Origin of the sequence: Streptomyces sp. x-19, assembly GCF_046549115.1 — a bacterium.
Lineage (GTDB): Bacteria > Actinomycetota > Actinomycetes > Streptomycetales > Streptomycetaceae > Streptomyces > Streptomyces albulus_C.
Genome location: NZ_JAJPWK010000028.1, coordinates 1 through 14,780, shown reverse-complemented (window position 1 = coordinate 14,780; position 14,780 = coordinate 1). Strand labels below are relative to the sequence as shown.

Annotated in this window: 13 protein-coding genes and 1 pseudogene; 6 read left to right on the top strand and 8 right to left on the bottom strand. The window is 68.6% G+C overall.

Going from position 1 to position 14,780, the window contains the following annotated elements:
* On the top strand, nucleotides 1-516 hold the full coding sequence (locus ACLJT4_RS36215; protein ID WP_411129195.1) for a hypothetical protein: 516 nt from the start codon (nucleotides 1-3) through the stop codon (nucleotides 514-516).
* 236 nt (nucleotides 517-752) lie between these two features.
* On the opposite strand, the gene ACLJT4_RS36210 is transcribed toward ACLJT4_RS36215, so the two are convergent.
* A complete protein-coding gene (locus ACLJT4_RS36210; protein ID WP_411129059.1) occupies nucleotides 753-998 on the bottom strand; it encodes a hypothetical protein in 246 nt (81 codons plus the stop codon).
* A 1,017-nt stretch (nucleotides 999-2,015) separates the two neighbouring features.
* Here ACLJT4_RS36210 and ACLJT4_RS36205 point away from each other — a divergent pair.
* Together ACLJT4_RS36205 and ACLJT4_RS36200 are read left to right on the top strand one after the other, a co-directional pair.
* Nucleotides 2,016-2,369: a hypothetical protein gene (locus ACLJT4_RS36205; RefSeq protein ID WP_411129057.1), complete on the top strand. Its 354-nt coding sequence runs from the start codon at nucleotides 2,016-2,018 to the stop codon at nucleotides 2,367-2,369.
* Between the two features lie 119 nt (nucleotides 2,370-2,488).
* Nucleotides 2,489-3,316 (top strand): annotated as a pseudogene (locus tag ACLJT4_RS36200) (IS5 family transposase); the annotation flags it as partial.
* A gap of 508 nt (nucleotides 3,317-3,824) precedes the next feature.
* On the opposite strand, the gene ACLJT4_RS36195 reads toward ACLJT4_RS36200, so the two are convergent.
* A complete protein-coding gene (locus ACLJT4_RS36195) occupies nucleotides 3,825-4,247 on the bottom strand; it encodes a DoxX family protein (RefSeq protein WP_411129055.1) in 423 nt (140 codons plus the stop codon).
* Nucleotides 4,248-4,356: 109 nt separating this feature from the next.
* Between ACLJT4_RS36195 and ACLJT4_RS36190 the strand changes: the two genes are divergently transcribed.
* Nucleotides 4,357-4,962 carry a TetR/AcrR family transcriptional regulator gene (locus ACLJT4_RS36190; RefSeq protein ID WP_411129053.1) on the top strand — a complete coding sequence of 202 codons (606 nt, stop codon included), beginning with the start codon at nucleotides 4,357-4,359 and terminating at the stop codon, nucleotides 4,960-4,962.
* Nucleotides 4,963-5,281: 319 nt separating this feature from the next.
* Here ACLJT4_RS36190 and ACLJT4_RS36185 read toward each other — a convergent pair whose 3' ends face one another.
* Together ACLJT4_RS36185 and ACLJT4_RS36180 are read right to left on the bottom strand one after the other, a co-directional pair.
* Complete coding sequence (locus ACLJT4_RS36185) at nucleotides 5,282-7,537, bottom strand: NACHT domain-containing protein (protein WP_411129051.1); 2,256 nt, start codon at nucleotides 7,535-7,537, stop codon at nucleotides 5,282-5,284.
* Nucleotides 7,538-8,041: 504 nt separating this feature from the next.
* Nucleotides 8,042-8,878 carry a hypothetical protein gene (locus ACLJT4_RS36180; RefSeq protein ID WP_411129049.1) on the bottom strand — a complete coding sequence of 279 codons (837 nt, stop codon included), beginning with the start codon at nucleotides 8,876-8,878 and terminating at the stop codon, nucleotides 8,042-8,044.
* 257 nt (nucleotides 8,879-9,135) lie between these two features.
* Between ACLJT4_RS36180 and ACLJT4_RS36175 the strand changes: the two genes are divergently transcribed.
* Nucleotides 9,136-10,731 carry a helix-turn-helix transcriptional regulator gene (locus ACLJT4_RS36175; RefSeq protein WP_411129047.1) on the top strand — a complete coding sequence of 532 codons (1,596 nt, stop codon included), beginning with the start codon at nucleotides 9,136-9,138 and terminating at the stop codon, nucleotides 10,729-10,731.
* Nucleotides 10,731-11,318, top strand: a complete 588-nt coding sequence (locus tag ACLJT4_RS36170; protein ID WP_411129045.1) for a transcriptional regulator — start codon at nucleotides 10,731-10,733, stop codon at nucleotides 11,316-11,318. Before ACLJT4_RS36175 ends, ACLJT4_RS36170 begins: the two co-directional genes overlap by 1 nt.
* A gap of 292 nt (nucleotides 11,319-11,610) precedes the next feature.
* Here ACLJT4_RS36170 and ACLJT4_RS36165 read toward each other — a convergent pair whose 3' ends face one another.
* The 4 genes from ACLJT4_RS36165 to ACLJT4_RS36150 all read right to left on the bottom strand — a co-directional run.
* A complete protein-coding gene (locus tag ACLJT4_RS36165) occupies nucleotides 11,611-12,213 on the bottom strand; it encodes a hypothetical protein (RefSeq protein WP_411129043.1) in 603 nt (200 codons plus the stop codon).
* A 227-nt stretch (nucleotides 12,214-12,440) separates the two neighbouring features.
* Nucleotides 12,441-13,639 (bottom strand): IS3 family transposase gene (locus ACLJT4_RS36160; RefSeq protein ID WP_411129041.1). Its coding sequence is split into 2 segments (ribosomal slippage): nucleotides 12,441-13,363 and nucleotides 13,363-13,639, totalling 1,200 coding nucleotides; the frame shifts between segments, so codons are not numbered across the junction.
* Between the two features lie 37 nt (nucleotides 13,640-13,676).
* Nucleotides 13,677-14,093 carry a hypothetical protein gene (locus ACLJT4_RS36155; protein ID WP_411129039.1) on the bottom strand — a complete coding sequence of 139 codons (417 nt, stop codon included), beginning with the start codon at nucleotides 14,091-14,093 and terminating at the stop codon, nucleotides 13,677-13,679.
* A 210-nt stretch (nucleotides 14,094-14,303) separates the two neighbouring features.
* Nucleotides 14,304-14,780, bottom strand: a 477-nt coding sequence (locus ACLJT4_RS36150; protein WP_411129037.1) for an IS5 family transposase, incomplete at its 5' end; no start/stop codon positions are given.

Here is a 14,780-nt window from a genome sequence, read left to right as displayed (position 1 = left end):
ATGAAGCATCATCCGCGTCTTGAAGGGGGTCGGGTGGCCGACGACAGCACGAGTTTCGAGGTGGTGAGCGGGGCCGGCCGTGCACCGGTCGAGCCCGTCCAGGAGAGAAGGGCAGCAGTCCAGGCCGCGTTCGACGGGCTGCTGCAGATCCGGCGATTGATGAACACCACCGTGGCCGACCCTCTCGCGGTGCCGGCCGAGTGGGAGCGGCATCAGGCCGTACGCGCTGTCGCCCTTGTCCTGGAGGCGTCCGAGATCGCGCCGTCGGCTGTCGACTGCGGGGGTCACCGGGTGGCGACGGGATACTGCGTGCGCGAGACCGAAGCAGCTGAAGTGACGCGAGTCGAGTGGCTGGGGCCTGCCGGAAGCGGTGCCGCGTACGAGGAACAGGACGCGCTGCGGCGCTGCGCGGACGCACTGCGCCAGATGGGGTGGGAGGTGCTGGAGTACCGGGGGCCGCGCCGTCGCCGCTACCTCGAAGTGGAACCGCCGGGGCGCTGCGGCTACGAAAGGTAGGCCGCTCGATGCCGGCGCGGCTCGGTGTGGCGCTCGGCGGGCGCGGGGGAAACAGCCAGCGCCCGCCGGGGAATAACGAGGATCCGCATACGCCCGAGCCGCTTCAGCGCTGCGGGTTGGCCGCCGCAGGGCTCGCCGCGCTGCGCAAGGAGCATCCCGGGCCGTCCTGGCACTCCCTCGGCGGCCACTTCTGCGATTCCTGGGGCTGACGGCACGTCAGTGGGCCTACGACCTCCTCACTCCGGCCAGCACCATGCCTGTTGGGGGAAGCCGTCGATCAGGGTCACCAGAGTTTCGGCGAGGGGCAGGAGGTCCTCGTACGTCTTGCGTCCGGATGTCCACCCGATCATGCGGTTTCCCTCGATGCGCCAGCCCATCCGGGCATCGTGCATGAGCCGTTCCATGACGTACGTGCTGATGAGAGCCGCGAAGTCGGGATCGTCGGCGCAGTAGCGGACCAGGTGGCTGCCGAGATTGGGCAAGTCCCTGCCACGGCCCGTTACGCGGTTGAGCGCGGGAATTTTCCGCTGCCATGAGGACGATGCCAGTCGTCGGTCGGTGACAGCGGTGGCGGGGAGCGCCCGGGGCAGTCGGAGTACGGCCGCGGAGTATGTGTGTCCGCCTGGTGCGCTGTTGCCGCCTCCCCGTGTTGGCGCCGTTGAATTCGCCGTAGACGATGCCGTCGATCGCGATCTCCTGAAAGGCAGGGAGGGAGGCAGGCCCGCCCTTGCGGTGCTTGCCGCTGATGGCCTCGTAGAGTTTGTCTCCCCCGTGGTTGGCGGCCCCGGCAGCGGCTCCCCCCGCGCCGCTGAAGGCCACGTCCCGCAAGATGTCCTTCTTCTGGTGGTCGATCACTACGTCCGCCTCGTCCGCCGCGGCCTGCCCGCCCGCACAGAGCCGGCTGAGACAAGGCGCGATACTCGACCGGTGGACTCGATCTACCGCAGTATGACGGGCAAGGAACGCATCCGGAGCTGGTGTTCCGACCAGGCTGAGAATGCCCCGGCCGCCGCGGCGACCGCCCTGCCCCCCACTCGGGAGGGCATGCTCCAGCCTCGCGGGGCGCCTCCGATCCGCAGTACGTGGGCAACGGCGATGAGTTCGATGACCCTCCACTGCGGGAGCCACCGTCATGGTGGGGGCGGGGCCAGGCCCTGGTCGCCGCCACCCGGCGAAGCCGAAGCGCACCAGCCAGGTCGTACGACGGGACGGCCACGGACCGCTCGGGCTCGGTCCCGCGATCGGCCTGATGATGACCGAGCGCGGCATGGCCGGCCCGGCCGCCGGCGGCACCGTCCTCGCAGCGGAAGACCATCTCGCCGGGGCCGCGCCGGAGCTCGCCAGGCACGTCCAGGCCGCTGACTTGTGACGTGCGGTGACAGGTGGCAGAGTCGCTCGGTTGGGTGCCTGTACCGGCAAACGGTGGCGCAATGGAGCGCGGCCCGGCGGAGAACCGTCTTCGACTCCGACAGAGCTCCACCCGAACGGAAGGAACCCCCGTGCCCGTCATACGCGTTCCCCGGCGGCCGACCGCGCCGCGGCTCATGGCCGTGACCGTCGTGGTCCTGCTCGGACTTGTCAGCTGGTACCTGTTCTCGGGCCGAGGCGCAGGGCTGCTGCCGCAGGACAGCTGGGGACCGTGGCGCGAGAAGCGGGTGCACCACTGGTCAGTGTGGGTGCGGGTCAACTCCTGGAGCGACGCCGCCGAAGCGAACGGGCACTACGGGAAGGCGGACGGCTTCACACTGAACGCCTACGGCACCTCGGCCGCCGTCACGACGGTGATGGACGGCGCCCGGTTCACCCTGGCACCCGACGGCAAGCTCGCCGTCGACGGGCCGCACGCGAGCTGAGGCACGAGGCGCCGACGCCGATGAGTGGGTGTTCCGTGAGTGCTCGGCGGACTCGTAATGCTTGAAGGCGGGTTGTCCGGTTCCGGGGCTTCACGGCCGGCCGGGAGCGCGGTGTGCTGGTGGGCACGGGCGAGCGCGAGCCGTACCCGGGCGACCTGTCGGATGAAGCCTGGGAGCTGATCCGGCCGGTCATCACCGCGTGGAAAGGCCGGCACCCCTCGGTCAGTGGTCACGCGGGCAACTACGGCATGCGGGAGATCGTGAACGCCCTGCTGTACCAGGCCCGTACCGGCTGTCAGTGGCGCTACCTGCCCCACGACCTGCCGCCCAAGAGCGCGGTGTACTACTACTTCGGCGCGTGGCGGGACGACGGGACCGCGGAGACCGTCCACGAGCTGCTGCGCTGCCAGGCCCGCGAGATGCGGCGACGGCACGAGGACCCCACCGCGATCGTGATGGACTCGCAGACCGTGCGGGCCTCGACGAACGCGCCGAAGGAGACGACCGGGCTGGATCCGGGCACGAAGAGCCCGGGCCGGAAAAGAGGCATCGCCACCGACGTCCTCGGACTGCTCATCGTCGTCGTCGTGGTCGCCGCCGGCGTGCACGGCAACGCCATCGGCACCGCCCTGCTCGACAAGGTGACCGCGAGCGCGCCCACCGTGACCAAGGCGTGGGTGGACGCCGGCTTCAAGGAGGCCGTCGTGGAACACGGCAGCCGCCTCGGCATCGACGTCGAGATCGTGCAGCGCGAGCCGGGGGCGAAAGGGTTCACCCCGCAGCCGAAGCGGTGGGTGGTCGAGCAGACTCTCGGCACCCTCATGCCGCACAGACGTCTCGCGCGTGACTACGAGACCAGGCCGGCCAGTTCGGTGGCCTGGATCCACTGGCCCATGAGCGACAACATGCTCCGCCGCCTCACCCGCACCACCACTCCGACCTGGCGCGACCCGCCCGCCCAGCACCCCGCACCCCCGATGTGCAGGAGCCCCGTGAAGCATCTCCTGGACAAGATCGAGGCCCGGCAGCAGCTGGTACGCGAGACGGCCGGACACCTGCGTGAGCGGATCGGGCTCCTCACCGAACAACTCGCCGCCGCCGAACGCACTCTGGAACGCCTGGACATCACCCGCGAGACGATGCTGGAACTGGCCGCCGAGGACGGCACCGAGCCACCGGAGCCGCTGCCGCCCGGCTACCGCGAGGTCCTCGCCGCCTTCGAGCGGGCCGGGCGCGGGCTCCGTGCGAAAGAGGTCTGCGAGATTCTGGGCATGGGCACCGAGCCTCGGCACACCGAAAGCGTCCGCGCCAAGCTGAAACGCCTGGTCGACCGCGACATCCTCACCGAGCCCGAACCCGGCCTGTTCACCCTCACCCAGCCGACGCCGGCCACCCCGGACACCAACTCAACCTGAAATTCGGCGAACCAACACAGAACACCAATGCAGAGGTCGCTCAGGAGAGTGTGACCGCGAGGCAGGCCGCCAGGAAGTCGATCTGCAGTACGGTGCGCGGAGCGAGCCGGCTGAGGGGGCTGAGCAGGACGCCGCTTCGGGCCGCGCGAATGTTGGCCGGGAACATCACCACCATCAACACCCCCAGACCCCCGGCCGCCAGACGGCTGGTGAGAGGGACGAGCAGCCCGACCGCCCCGGCGAGCTCCAGCACGCCGGTGATCGTGACGAGCAGTTCGGGCCTGGGCAGGCGCGCGGGAACGATGCGGATCAAAGCCGCGCGCCGTCGGGTGAAGTGCGCCGTGCCGGTCAGCGCGAACATCGCGGCCAGACCGACTCGCAGCGCCGTCTGCCACCCTTCCAGCGCGTTCACACCTGCCAGCCCCAGCAGCCACGCCAGAGCGGATCCGACGAGCAGGGTCACCAACGGCGCCATACGCACCCTCAATCATTCCGTCTCAATCTTTCCAATGACAAGATCGAAATCTATGTACGGCATCTTGTCGATGTCAAGACTTGGTTAGACTGCCGCGATGAACGCCCCCCTCAACGGACGGACACAGCAGTACCACCACGGAGATCTACGGCGCGCACTGCTCGACCACGCGGCCGCCGCCATCTCCGAATCCGGCGTGGCAAAGGTCAGCCTCCGCGAACTCGCTCGGCGCGCAGGTGTCTCGCACGCCGCACCGACGCACCACTTCGGCAGCCGTGAGGGCTTGCTGACGGCGCTGGCGGCCCAGGGCTTCCACGTACTGGCCGACCTGATGCACAGCGCACAGGAACAGACCGCCGACTTCGCGGAGATGGGCGTGGCCTACGTACAGTTCGCACTCAGCCACCCCGCACATTTCGAGGTCATGTTCCAGCCCCACCTCCACCAGGTCGACGACCCGGCACTGCGCGCCGCTCAGCAGCGCGCCGGCGAACTCCTCTACGGCACCCCCACTCTGCCCGGCACCGGAACCCGTGACGCAGGCATCGCCGCCTGGTCGCTCGTGCACGGCTTCGCCACCCTCTGGCTGAGCAACGCCCTCCCCGCCGAACAGGACACCCCACCGGAACAGCAGGCCCGCCAGGCCATCCGCGCCTTCCTCGACGGCCGCAACAACGGGAGCCTGACTGCAAACGACGGCTGAGCGGTGCCGGGACGGCCCTCGGGCGTCACTCGGGCTGCCCGTGCGCCCTCACCCAGCCGGCACCGGCCAGCCCAGACGTCAACTCAAGCTGAAACCCAATGAATCCTCGCAGAACACCCACTGAGAGGAAGCCTTCGTCGAGGCGTCTCTGGGGGATCGGTGCCACGCGGGGCGAGTGGCGAAGACTTTGTGCAGCTCAGCGCAAGCGCGTCCCGGGGGCCGAGTGCAACAGGAGCTGCGTGTGGGCTGGATCGGGTGAATTGGGTGCGACCTCCAGTACGCCGATGTTCATGCAACGTCACTGTGTTCAAGAAGAAGGTCAATGCCCTGGTGGAGGAGGGCGGTTGGCCAGGCGGCGTTGCAGGTCGATGTGGCGGAACTGGTAGGCGGGACCGATCTGGCGCAGGACGCCGCGGTGTTCGTGCGCGTCAGCGAGAAAAGCCATCAGGTCGCGAGGCAGACGGAGGCCGTTTCGGCGGCGGGCCAGGTAGCGTCGGGTGAGGGCGGTCTCGCCCCACGCCGTGCGGCTGAAGGCGACGACCAAGGCGAGGGCCGGGGCGAAAAGCAGGCCCACACCCAGACCGATCCCGGCGCCAAACATCAAGTGGCCACTGTCCAGTGTGTTGGCGGGCGGCGGGTAGGTGAGCGCCCGGAGGAACGCCGGAACCATGCCCAGGAGAGTGCCCAGAGCTGCGCCCGCAGCGGAAATGACCTGTACGAAGCGCCAGAAGACTCGGCGGTCCTGTTCCAGCAGGGCGGTGGCATGGACTGCAGCCGACAAGTCTGCGCGCACAACGCCCCAACCTGACAGGGACCAGAGTACGATGCCGGTGCCAAAACCCCAGATGACGCCGCCGAACCACCCGTACACGTTGCCGATGGGGATGCCGACGGCGAGCCCCAAGCCGATACCGAATGCCACTGCCCGCCAGCGCCAGGCCCATGCCATGGCAGTCACCGGGGCTTGGCGGGGGCGGAACCTGATCGTGGCGGCAAGAAGTCGCGCGACGGCCGTCTCGATGGCCAGGGTCAGGAGGGCGGACTGGAGCAGGGACAGCCCTAGGCCCTGATGGGTGGCTCTCACAAAAAAGACGAAGGGCAAGAGGATAGTGACGATCATCCCGGTGGCGAAGGGGAGGTCTTCTAAATTGCGGTGGTGGTACGAGTAGGCCGCGCACGCCAGCGTGAGCAGTGCGAACCATAGCCACATCACCGCTGCGGCCCTCCGTCGCAGCGCTGCCTTGGGCGCCAGGGCGCTCAGCCGCCACCACTCGATGTCCACGGCGCCGCCCAGGCCGTGTTCCAGGTGCTCGGCCAGGAGCGTGAGGGCATCCTCGGCCTGGGCGGCATCCTCCGGGGCCACGTCCCGGTAGGCGGCTGGAACGAAGGCGTCGAAGAGGTGCGTGCGCAGGGCGGCCGGGTCCTCGAAGCCCAGCAGGCCGGCTGGGTCGGGAAGGCTGGGGATAGGCCCAGGGGCCAGGGGCCCAGCGCCGGGGCGTGGGTTGTAGATCGTACGGGCCAGGAAAAGCATCAGCGGGGTACGCAGGACCTGACCCACCGACGAGTCCTCGTCGGCCAGTTGGGCCAGGACCGGCTGCCATCGGGCAGCGGACGGGCTGCCGCGACCGCCCGCGTCGCGGACAAGGTAGGCAGCGGCGTCGGGCGGGGTGACGGGGCGCAGCGTGATGGCGGTGGCGCCGTTGAGATGGGTGGGGACACCGGAGGCGGGGGTGAGCACGGCCTCGTACTCGGCCAGGCGGCTCGTCAGGACGAGCGGGTGGCCGGGCGGCAGAGCCTGGTTGATGGCGTCCAGGGCTGCTGCCCGGAGGTGGCGCGGGAGTTCGTCGAAGCCGTCGAGAAGGGGGAGGACGAGGCGGCGATCGAGCAGGGCACGAGCGCGGCTGACCGGGGGCGCGCCCTGTTCCTGGCCGGGGGCTGGGAGTGCGAGGGCGGGGTAGTCGGTGGCGAGGCGGTCGGCGAGCCAGTCGGCCAGGTCCTGGCGGGAGGGGTCCCAGGAGGCGAGCGGGAAGATGACGGGTACCGGGAGGCCGGGGGCACGGCGTTCGACGAGGGCGAGCAGGAGGCGTACGAGGAGCATCGTCTTGCCGGCGCCCGGCTCGCCGAGGATGACCAGGCGGCCGCCGGGGACGCGGGCGAAGACGTCGGCGATGTCGGCGTCGGAGCCCGAGAGTGCCGAGGCGTCGGCATCAGGGCGGTAGGCCGGGTCTGCCGGGGCCCAGGAGACCGGGAGCGGGTACGGATCGTTCAGCCGTCTGGTTCGGGCCTCGGCTTCCCACTGGGCGCGGACGGCGATGGCGAATTCGTCCACGATGCCGGTGAGCGGGAGGCCGCTGGCGTGCTGGCGGCGGTTGGCGCGATAGCCGAGCCACGAGACGGCAAACGAGGCGAGTCCGACGACGAGACCGACAGCGGCCGAGACGACTTTAACGGCATCCTCGACACCCTGCGAGCCGCTCCCGGTGTTGCGTAACGCCCAGCCGGCCCAGGTCAGGGCCGCCGTACCAATGATGGCGGCCGCTGCCGCGATGCCCTTCCGGTGCTCCCCCATTCGCATGCATTCAGAATGACAGCTGGGCTCACTGTGTGGCAGGTGTCATGGCCAAGCTGGCATGTGCGCGGAAGAGGCGGGCGCCGCGGTCTTCGGGGGTGAGGGCCAGGTGACCACAGTGTCCAGGCGGCCGCCTTCTGCTCCGACTCGCTGATGGCCGCTTCTGCCGTCTTCGATGAGACAAGCCAATCCGGATGAGACCGACGCCAGACCAGCGAGCGAACGACAAGCAGCCCAGGCACACAACTGTCTGAGAATCCGCCAGGGCTGCTGTGGCACGAGCTCCGCTGAAAATAGGCACCCGAACGCCAACGGACCAGCTCGCTTGAGACGAAGAGAAAAGCGAACCAGGTCACCTGAGACTCGGACCAGACGGACTGAGACGGGACACGAGCCTCAGCTGGCGCCTGCGCGGACCAACGGTAGGAACGCGCGCTGTGCTGTGACATCGAACCTTGAGTGCGTGCCATCAAAGTTTGAGCAGTTGCTCTTCAGGGCTCGTATGTCGCCTCACGTGCGAGGCTGAGCGCCCAAGAACCGGTGGAGGGATTCCGTCAGGCTCGCCACGAAGGAGTCACGGGACTGGTCGGAGATCAGTCCTAGGGACAGGTACGGGTTGAGGTCCTCCAACTCGACGAGGAGCAGCTCGCCTTCCCGGGTGCGGCAGGCATCCACGCGCTGTATGCCGTGGTCAAGGGTGTTCCAGTCGATGAAGCGCCGGGCAAAGGCCAGGTCAGCGCTGGTGGGCTCGTAGGGCTCAAGGACCCAGCGCCGCTCAGGATCGGGGGCGTGAAGGGCGTATTGGAAGGTGTCGTCGACGTAGTAGAAGGACACCTCGTAGCGGAAGTCGATGCGCGGCTGGACCAGGATGTCACCGTAGGCGAGGCTGCCCAGTTGCTCTCGGGGCACGAAGACCAGACCGATGGAGTCAGCGCCCGCTTTCGGCTTGACCGCGTACTGGCCGACCTCAGGCAGCAGGTGCAGGTCCTCGGGCCTGTCGATGGTGGGGATGACCGGGTATTGGGCGGCGGTCAGATCCAGCAGGTACTGCTTGCCGGCCATATCGCCCCGACCAGACAGCGGGTTGTAGACCCGGGTGCTGCTGGCCGCGGCCCGCTCCCGGAAGGCGTCGTACTCCTTCTGGTAATGCAGCACGGGCCCGCTGTTGCGGACCACGACCACGTCAAAGGCGTCCATCAGCGCGGCGGCGTTCAGCGGATGGCACAGGGCGATATCGAAGTCGTCGCGCAGTCGGGAGGTCAGGAAGATGTCCTCGTCGCAGTAGCGCCGCCCCCGGGCCTGGTAGGCGAGGTCGGTCACGAACAGAACTCTACGGCGGCCGGGCATCGTGCAACTCCTTTAGACGGTGCCACAAACCTACCTGCCCCGTGGAACACGGCGTCGAGCAGCCGCATGGTCGTGGGATGTCAGCGCGCTCACACCCCCAGCAGCCGCTCGATGCCGTCTACCTCGCAAATTTCGGTGTCACAGGCTCGCGCCGGTCAAGGTTCGGAGGCACATGCGCAAGAACCGATGTCACAGGACACGCGCGGCAGACCGACGGCACGGCGCGACGAGCCCAATGGCGAGCCTCCGTGAAATTGATGACTAATCGGCTGGATGATGTTGAGGCTTTGCTGGAAGAGGCGCGGCTGCTGGCGTGGATGCCGGCTCCCGCTGAGCGTCTGCGCCTTCGTGAGGCGGCGGGCCTGTCGCGGGCTCAGGTGGCGGCCGCGGTCGGGGTGGGCCGGCAGACCGTCGCCAACTGGGAGTCGGGGGAGACTGATCCGCAGCCGCCCGGGCGGGGGAAATACCTGAAGCTGCTGAAGGGCCTCGCTGAGATCCACCCGGCCCCCGCCCCTGCCCCCGCGATCGCTGCCCCGCCCGCCCCGCAGGCGCCAACCACCGCGACGGAGTTTCCCACGACCGCGTTCCGTGCGGACGGCCTCGTGGTGCAGGGGGAGCCGGAGCCGCGCATTCGCTGCGGTGTGGTGACCCCGTTCAAGGCGACCGACGGCCGATCCCTGCACGCCGGTGGCCTGTGCCAGCCGGCGGCCACCCCGCCTGCCAGCACCCTGCAGGAGGCCGCCGCCGCGCCCCCGGCAGCAGCTGACACGCCCGCGGTCCCGCAGACTCCGACCTCGGCCGCGCCGGCACGGCCGTCGCCGACTCCCGCGCGGGTGCCGTCGCGGCCGCAACGTCGCGCCCAGTCCTCGGCCCGTGCGCAGGCCGAGACCAACACGCTGATCGCCGGCGCCGTGCATGAGGAGCTGGAGCGTGCCGAGGGCGATGCGGACGCCGCACTCCAGGCGCTCGTCAAGCGGGCGATTCCGGATGTGATGCGGTTGTTCGAGGAGACGCGGGCGACCGCGCGGTACCAGTACACCGCCTACCCCTCCCTGCCGGACATCTTGCACAAGCCCTCGAAGCGGGAGCCGGACCAGATCTGGGAGGCCCGCCCCAACTTCCACCACCCCCACTACTCCCTCAAGGCCCCCGGCGACGTCCACGTCACCGCCCTGGACGCCAACGCCGCCTACCTGTCCGCCCTCAAGTGCTGGCTTCCGATCGGCAAGTTGGAGCACCACGCCGGCGCCGACGGCGTCGATCCCAAGCGCGCGGGCGTCCACCTCGTCACCCCCGCCCCATGGGACCACCCGCACCTGCCCGACCCGCTCGGCGACCGTGAAGAGCCCGGCGCCCTGTGGATCACCGATGCGACGTTGCGTCTGCTGCTGCGCCTGTCGGGCCCGAAGTACGCTCTGATCGAGGCGCCGGTGGTGCACGAGTCGTGGACGTCGGGTGCGACGGAGAACTTCCTCGACGCCCTGCGCAAGGTCCTGGCCGCCGCCCGGGAGACGGCCCTGGCCGAGGACGACTGGATCACCGAGGGGTACGTGAAGGCGATGTACTCGAAGTTCATCTCGACGATGGGGGAGTCGGTCCACAACCGCGAGATCCAGCGCCCGGACTGGATGCACATCATCCACAGTCAGGCGTACGCCAACCTGTGGGGCAAGGCGTACAAGGCCCACCAGGCGGGGCTGGAGGTCATCGCGATGATGGGTACCGACGAACTCCATCTCGCCGGTGACTGGCGGCAGGTCTTCACCGAGGGGCGCGGCCTGGCCCAGATGAAGATCAAGCACAGCGACGCCAAAGCCTCCGGTGAGTACACCGTCGGCCGGGTGGCCCGCTGATGGCGCTGGATGCGCGGTGGCGCCGGATCGGTCACTACGGCGCACGGGCCCTGCCCGGCTGGGTCTGCACCGCCGAAGGCATCGACCGCATGGTCACCGGCATCGAATCCCCGGTCACCTCCGAGCGTGGCCTGTCCGCCCGCCTGCGGTACCTGACCGCCTCCGACGCGGGCTACGAGGCGATGGATCGGGCCGGCATCCACGTCCGCCCCCGCACCCTCATGGCGTGGTTGGCCGAGGAACGCATGCCCAGCGAGGCGAACCTCGCGCGCTTGGACGTGGCGTATTGGGACTTGCGGCGTCGCAACGTGGTCGCCGACCTCAAACGTCGTCTTACCAACCGCGGCCGCGGTACCCGCGTCGAGATTGATCCCGCCGACCAGTCGCAGGTGGATCCGCGTCACCGGCGCGAGGTGGAGAGGCGTTCGATCAATGTCCGTGGGCTGATCTGGGATCGGGCCGTCGACGCGTGGATCGCGCACGACGCGCGTGAACTCGAAGCGATCTGGGACGAGATCATCCAAGGCGGCCTCGGCACCGACTGGGACGCCTACACCTACGTCTCCTCCGTCGGCTGGGCCGCCTAACTGTTCCTGATGCGAGCGGTGGCGGGACGGCGACCACGGCCTGCCGGGCGCGCACGGTCGGACCGCTGCGCGTGGTGACGCTGACGCCCGGGGGCCCAAGGGTTGCCAGTTGATGCCGGTGACGAGGACTTCGAGGAGGACCCGGTCGCCGAGTTCCTCCGCCAGTTCGAGTTCAGGGTGACATTCATCAGCTGCGTGGACGCTCCCATGGCCCGGGGCAGCGAGCCGCTGACCAAGCAGGCCGGCACTCCTACCCGACCCGACCTTGCGGCGTTCGTCTGTCGCCTGCTCGTTAGTCCCCCAGGTTTTCCGGCGGCACGGTCGCTGTAACCGCGGCGGGTAGACGACCGTTGAGGATTTCCTGGCGTGGCAGTGACAGCCTGAAGTGCTGCTGCAAGGCGGTCAGGGTCGCATGCAACGTGTCGAACTCCTCGCTCACGTCATCGTCGAGGAGTCCGGCTTCCTCGAACGCCGGGAGCAGGAATTCCATGCCCTCGTCTGGGGTGTCGCCGAAGTCGAAACGACCGACCGTTTGGCCGTCGCGGTAGTACCAGCACTCCTTGGGCGGGTCGTCCGTCTTGGGTGTCAGGTGTAAGACTTCGACCCCGCCGGTGGAGACGTCGGGGTGAGCCCACCACGCCTTGGAGGGCCATCCTTGCTCCACCGCGAATGACCAGCCCGCACATTCACCGAAGCGGGCCACGCGGGCTGATTCGCGGTCGTTGTACGTCAGCCGCTCGGCCTCGGCGAAGGTGATCGGGTCGAGCACTTCTCCGGACTGGGCGCCGAGCCGGACGACGAGGTCGGTTGGGCTGATGCCGCGTGCGAAGGTGACGAACAGGAGGGGGGCGCCTCCGTGCCAGGCGTCAGGCAGCCACGTGATGCCGTCGCTCAATGTCTTCTCCTCGTTATCGGGTTGCGACTGGGGCGGGAGGGCACGGCTGGCCCGCCCCGCCCCGCCCCGGTTTGCATCGATTCCTACCAGCCGGTCACGGCTTCGGAACGACGCACGACACAGTCATCCTGGAAGCGTCGCAGTGCGCGAACTCAGGGAAGGCCACCCAGTATTCGTCCTTGTCCAGCAGACGGTACGGGCCTTGACCCTGCGTCCTGGACACGGGCTTATGCGGCTTCGGCCAGCGTAGTTGATGTTGTTGCGGTGGCTTTCTCGTAGTCGATGGGACTGCGGTGTCCGAGGCGGGAGTGCCGCCGTCGGGTGTTGTATCGGTGGAGCCAGCGGAATGCGTCGAGTCGGGCTTCACGCTCGCTTGACCAGCCCTTTCGGCCCTGCAATGTCTCCCTTTTGAAGGTTGCGTTGAAGCTTTTCGCGGCGGTGTTGTCCGCCGAGCTGCCCACGGCGCTCATGCTCTGGAGTACGCCCGCACGGTGGCAGGTGTCGACGAAGGCCCTGCTCGTGTATTGAGCTCCGTGATCGGTGTGCATGATGGCGCCCTTGAGGCTGTCCCGGGTCCGCTCGGCAGCGGCCAGGGCGTCGATGACCAGCTCGGTGCGCATGTGGTCGGCGAGTGCCCAGCCCGCCAGGCGCCGTGACGCGAGGTCGATCACGGTCGCGAGATAGCAGAACCTTCCGCCGCCGACGCTCAAGTACGTGATGTCGCCGACGTACTTCGTGTTCACCTCCTCGGCGGTGAAGTCGCGGCCGATCCGGTCCGGGGCCTTGGCGGCGGCCGGGTCCGGGACGGTGGTGCGGTGCCGACGGCGCAGGCGGACGCCGGCCAAGCCGATCGTGCGCATGACGCGCGCGACGCGCTTGTGGTTGATCTGCTCGCCGTCCTCACGGAGTTCGGCGGTGATCCTCGGGACGCTGTAGGTGCCGTCCGATTCACGGTGAACGGCGCGTATCCTCGCGGCGAGCCTGGCGTCGACCGCCTGGCAGGCAGCTCGGTAGGCGGCGGTCTTGCGCCAGTAGTAGAAGCTCGAGCGGGCGATGCCCAAGACGGTGCACAGCCGCTTCACGCCGTGGCGGCGCTGGTGGTCTTCAACGAACTGGAAGCGGTTCACCAGCGCGTCTCCGTTGCGAAATGCCGGGCCGCTTTGCGCAGGATGTCCCGCTCTCCTTCGAGTTCACGGACCCGCTTACGCAAGGCGGTCACTTCCGCCGAGTCCGCTGCCGACGTGGCCGGCTGGGCCGCCGAGTGCGAGCCCGGACGCCGCCCGTCGGCGGCCCGTATCCAGTTCCTGAGCGTCTCGGTGTTGACCCCCAGATCAGCCGCGACCGACTTGATCGTCGCTCCCGGCCGTGAGCGGTACAGCGCGACCGCGTCCGCCTTGAACTCCGGCGGATAGTGCTTCATCCCCACAGGGACTCCGTTCTCCCAGATCCTCAAGATCCAGTGTCTACGGTGTCCAGGACGCGGGGTGAGGGCCCGTACCGCCGGAGGTGACGAAGCTGGACACCACGACACCGTAGGCGGCGGGCTTACCCGTGTCGGGGTCGGTGAACTTGACCTGGTCCTTAGGGTTGCCGGCAGCGTCGGTGGTGTAGACCTCGAACGTCAGGTTCGCCGTGTCGCCGTCCCCATCGGTGACGGTGTTGGACAAGGTAGGAGTGGTGCTGCCGGCCTGCCACACCCCGGCCGCGTCCTTGGCACCCGGTGCAACCTTGAGGTTGTTCCCGGACTCCGGCCGGTGGTTGTTCGCCATGGCCAGGGTCTCTGGGCCTGCCGCAGGACGGGAAGCCGGCGAGTACTCCCACTTGACCTGTTCGCCGCCGCTGCTGTCGGCGGCGGCGTTACTGCCTGCCCCGATGAGCATGACGCCCGCCGTGGCCACAGCGATTTTGGACAGGATGCGTCTTCTTCTCGATAAACCAGACAAGGTGTGCGTTCCCCTTCTGGCCGCCGGGCCCACCTGTCGTCTCTAGGGCCAGGGCAGCGGTGATCGGTTGTCGCGCCGATCAATGTCTATGGTGAATGCCTGCTCTACTCAAGGCTCTGAACTGGGGTAATACGGCTGTAAGAGGTCCTAACAAAGGCGTTGGACGTGTCTGTAGGTGATGAGACATGTAGCGAGCCCGAGGAAGGCTTCGTGGATGTCGTCCCGTCGCTCCCACCGGATGCGCAGGCGTCGGAAGCCGTGCAGCCAAGCGATGGTTCGTTCGACCACATATCGGAAGATGCCCAAGCCGGAGCCGTGTGGCTCGCCTCGCCGCGCGATCATGGGACAGATGCCGCGTTGCCTCAGCAGACGCCGGTACTTGTCGTGGTCGTAGCCACGGTCAGCGAGCAGTGCGTCGGGCCGGTGCCGGGGCCGGCCGACAACCCCGGCGACAGCGGGGATCTTGTCGAGCAGGGGCAGAAGCTGGGTGACATCGTTACGGTTGCCGCCGGTCAGCGACACCGCGAGCGGGATGCCCCGGGCGTCGGTGATGACGTGGTGCTTGCTGCCCGGCCGTGCGCGATCGACCGGACTGGGACCGCTTTTGGGCCCCTTCGGGCCGCC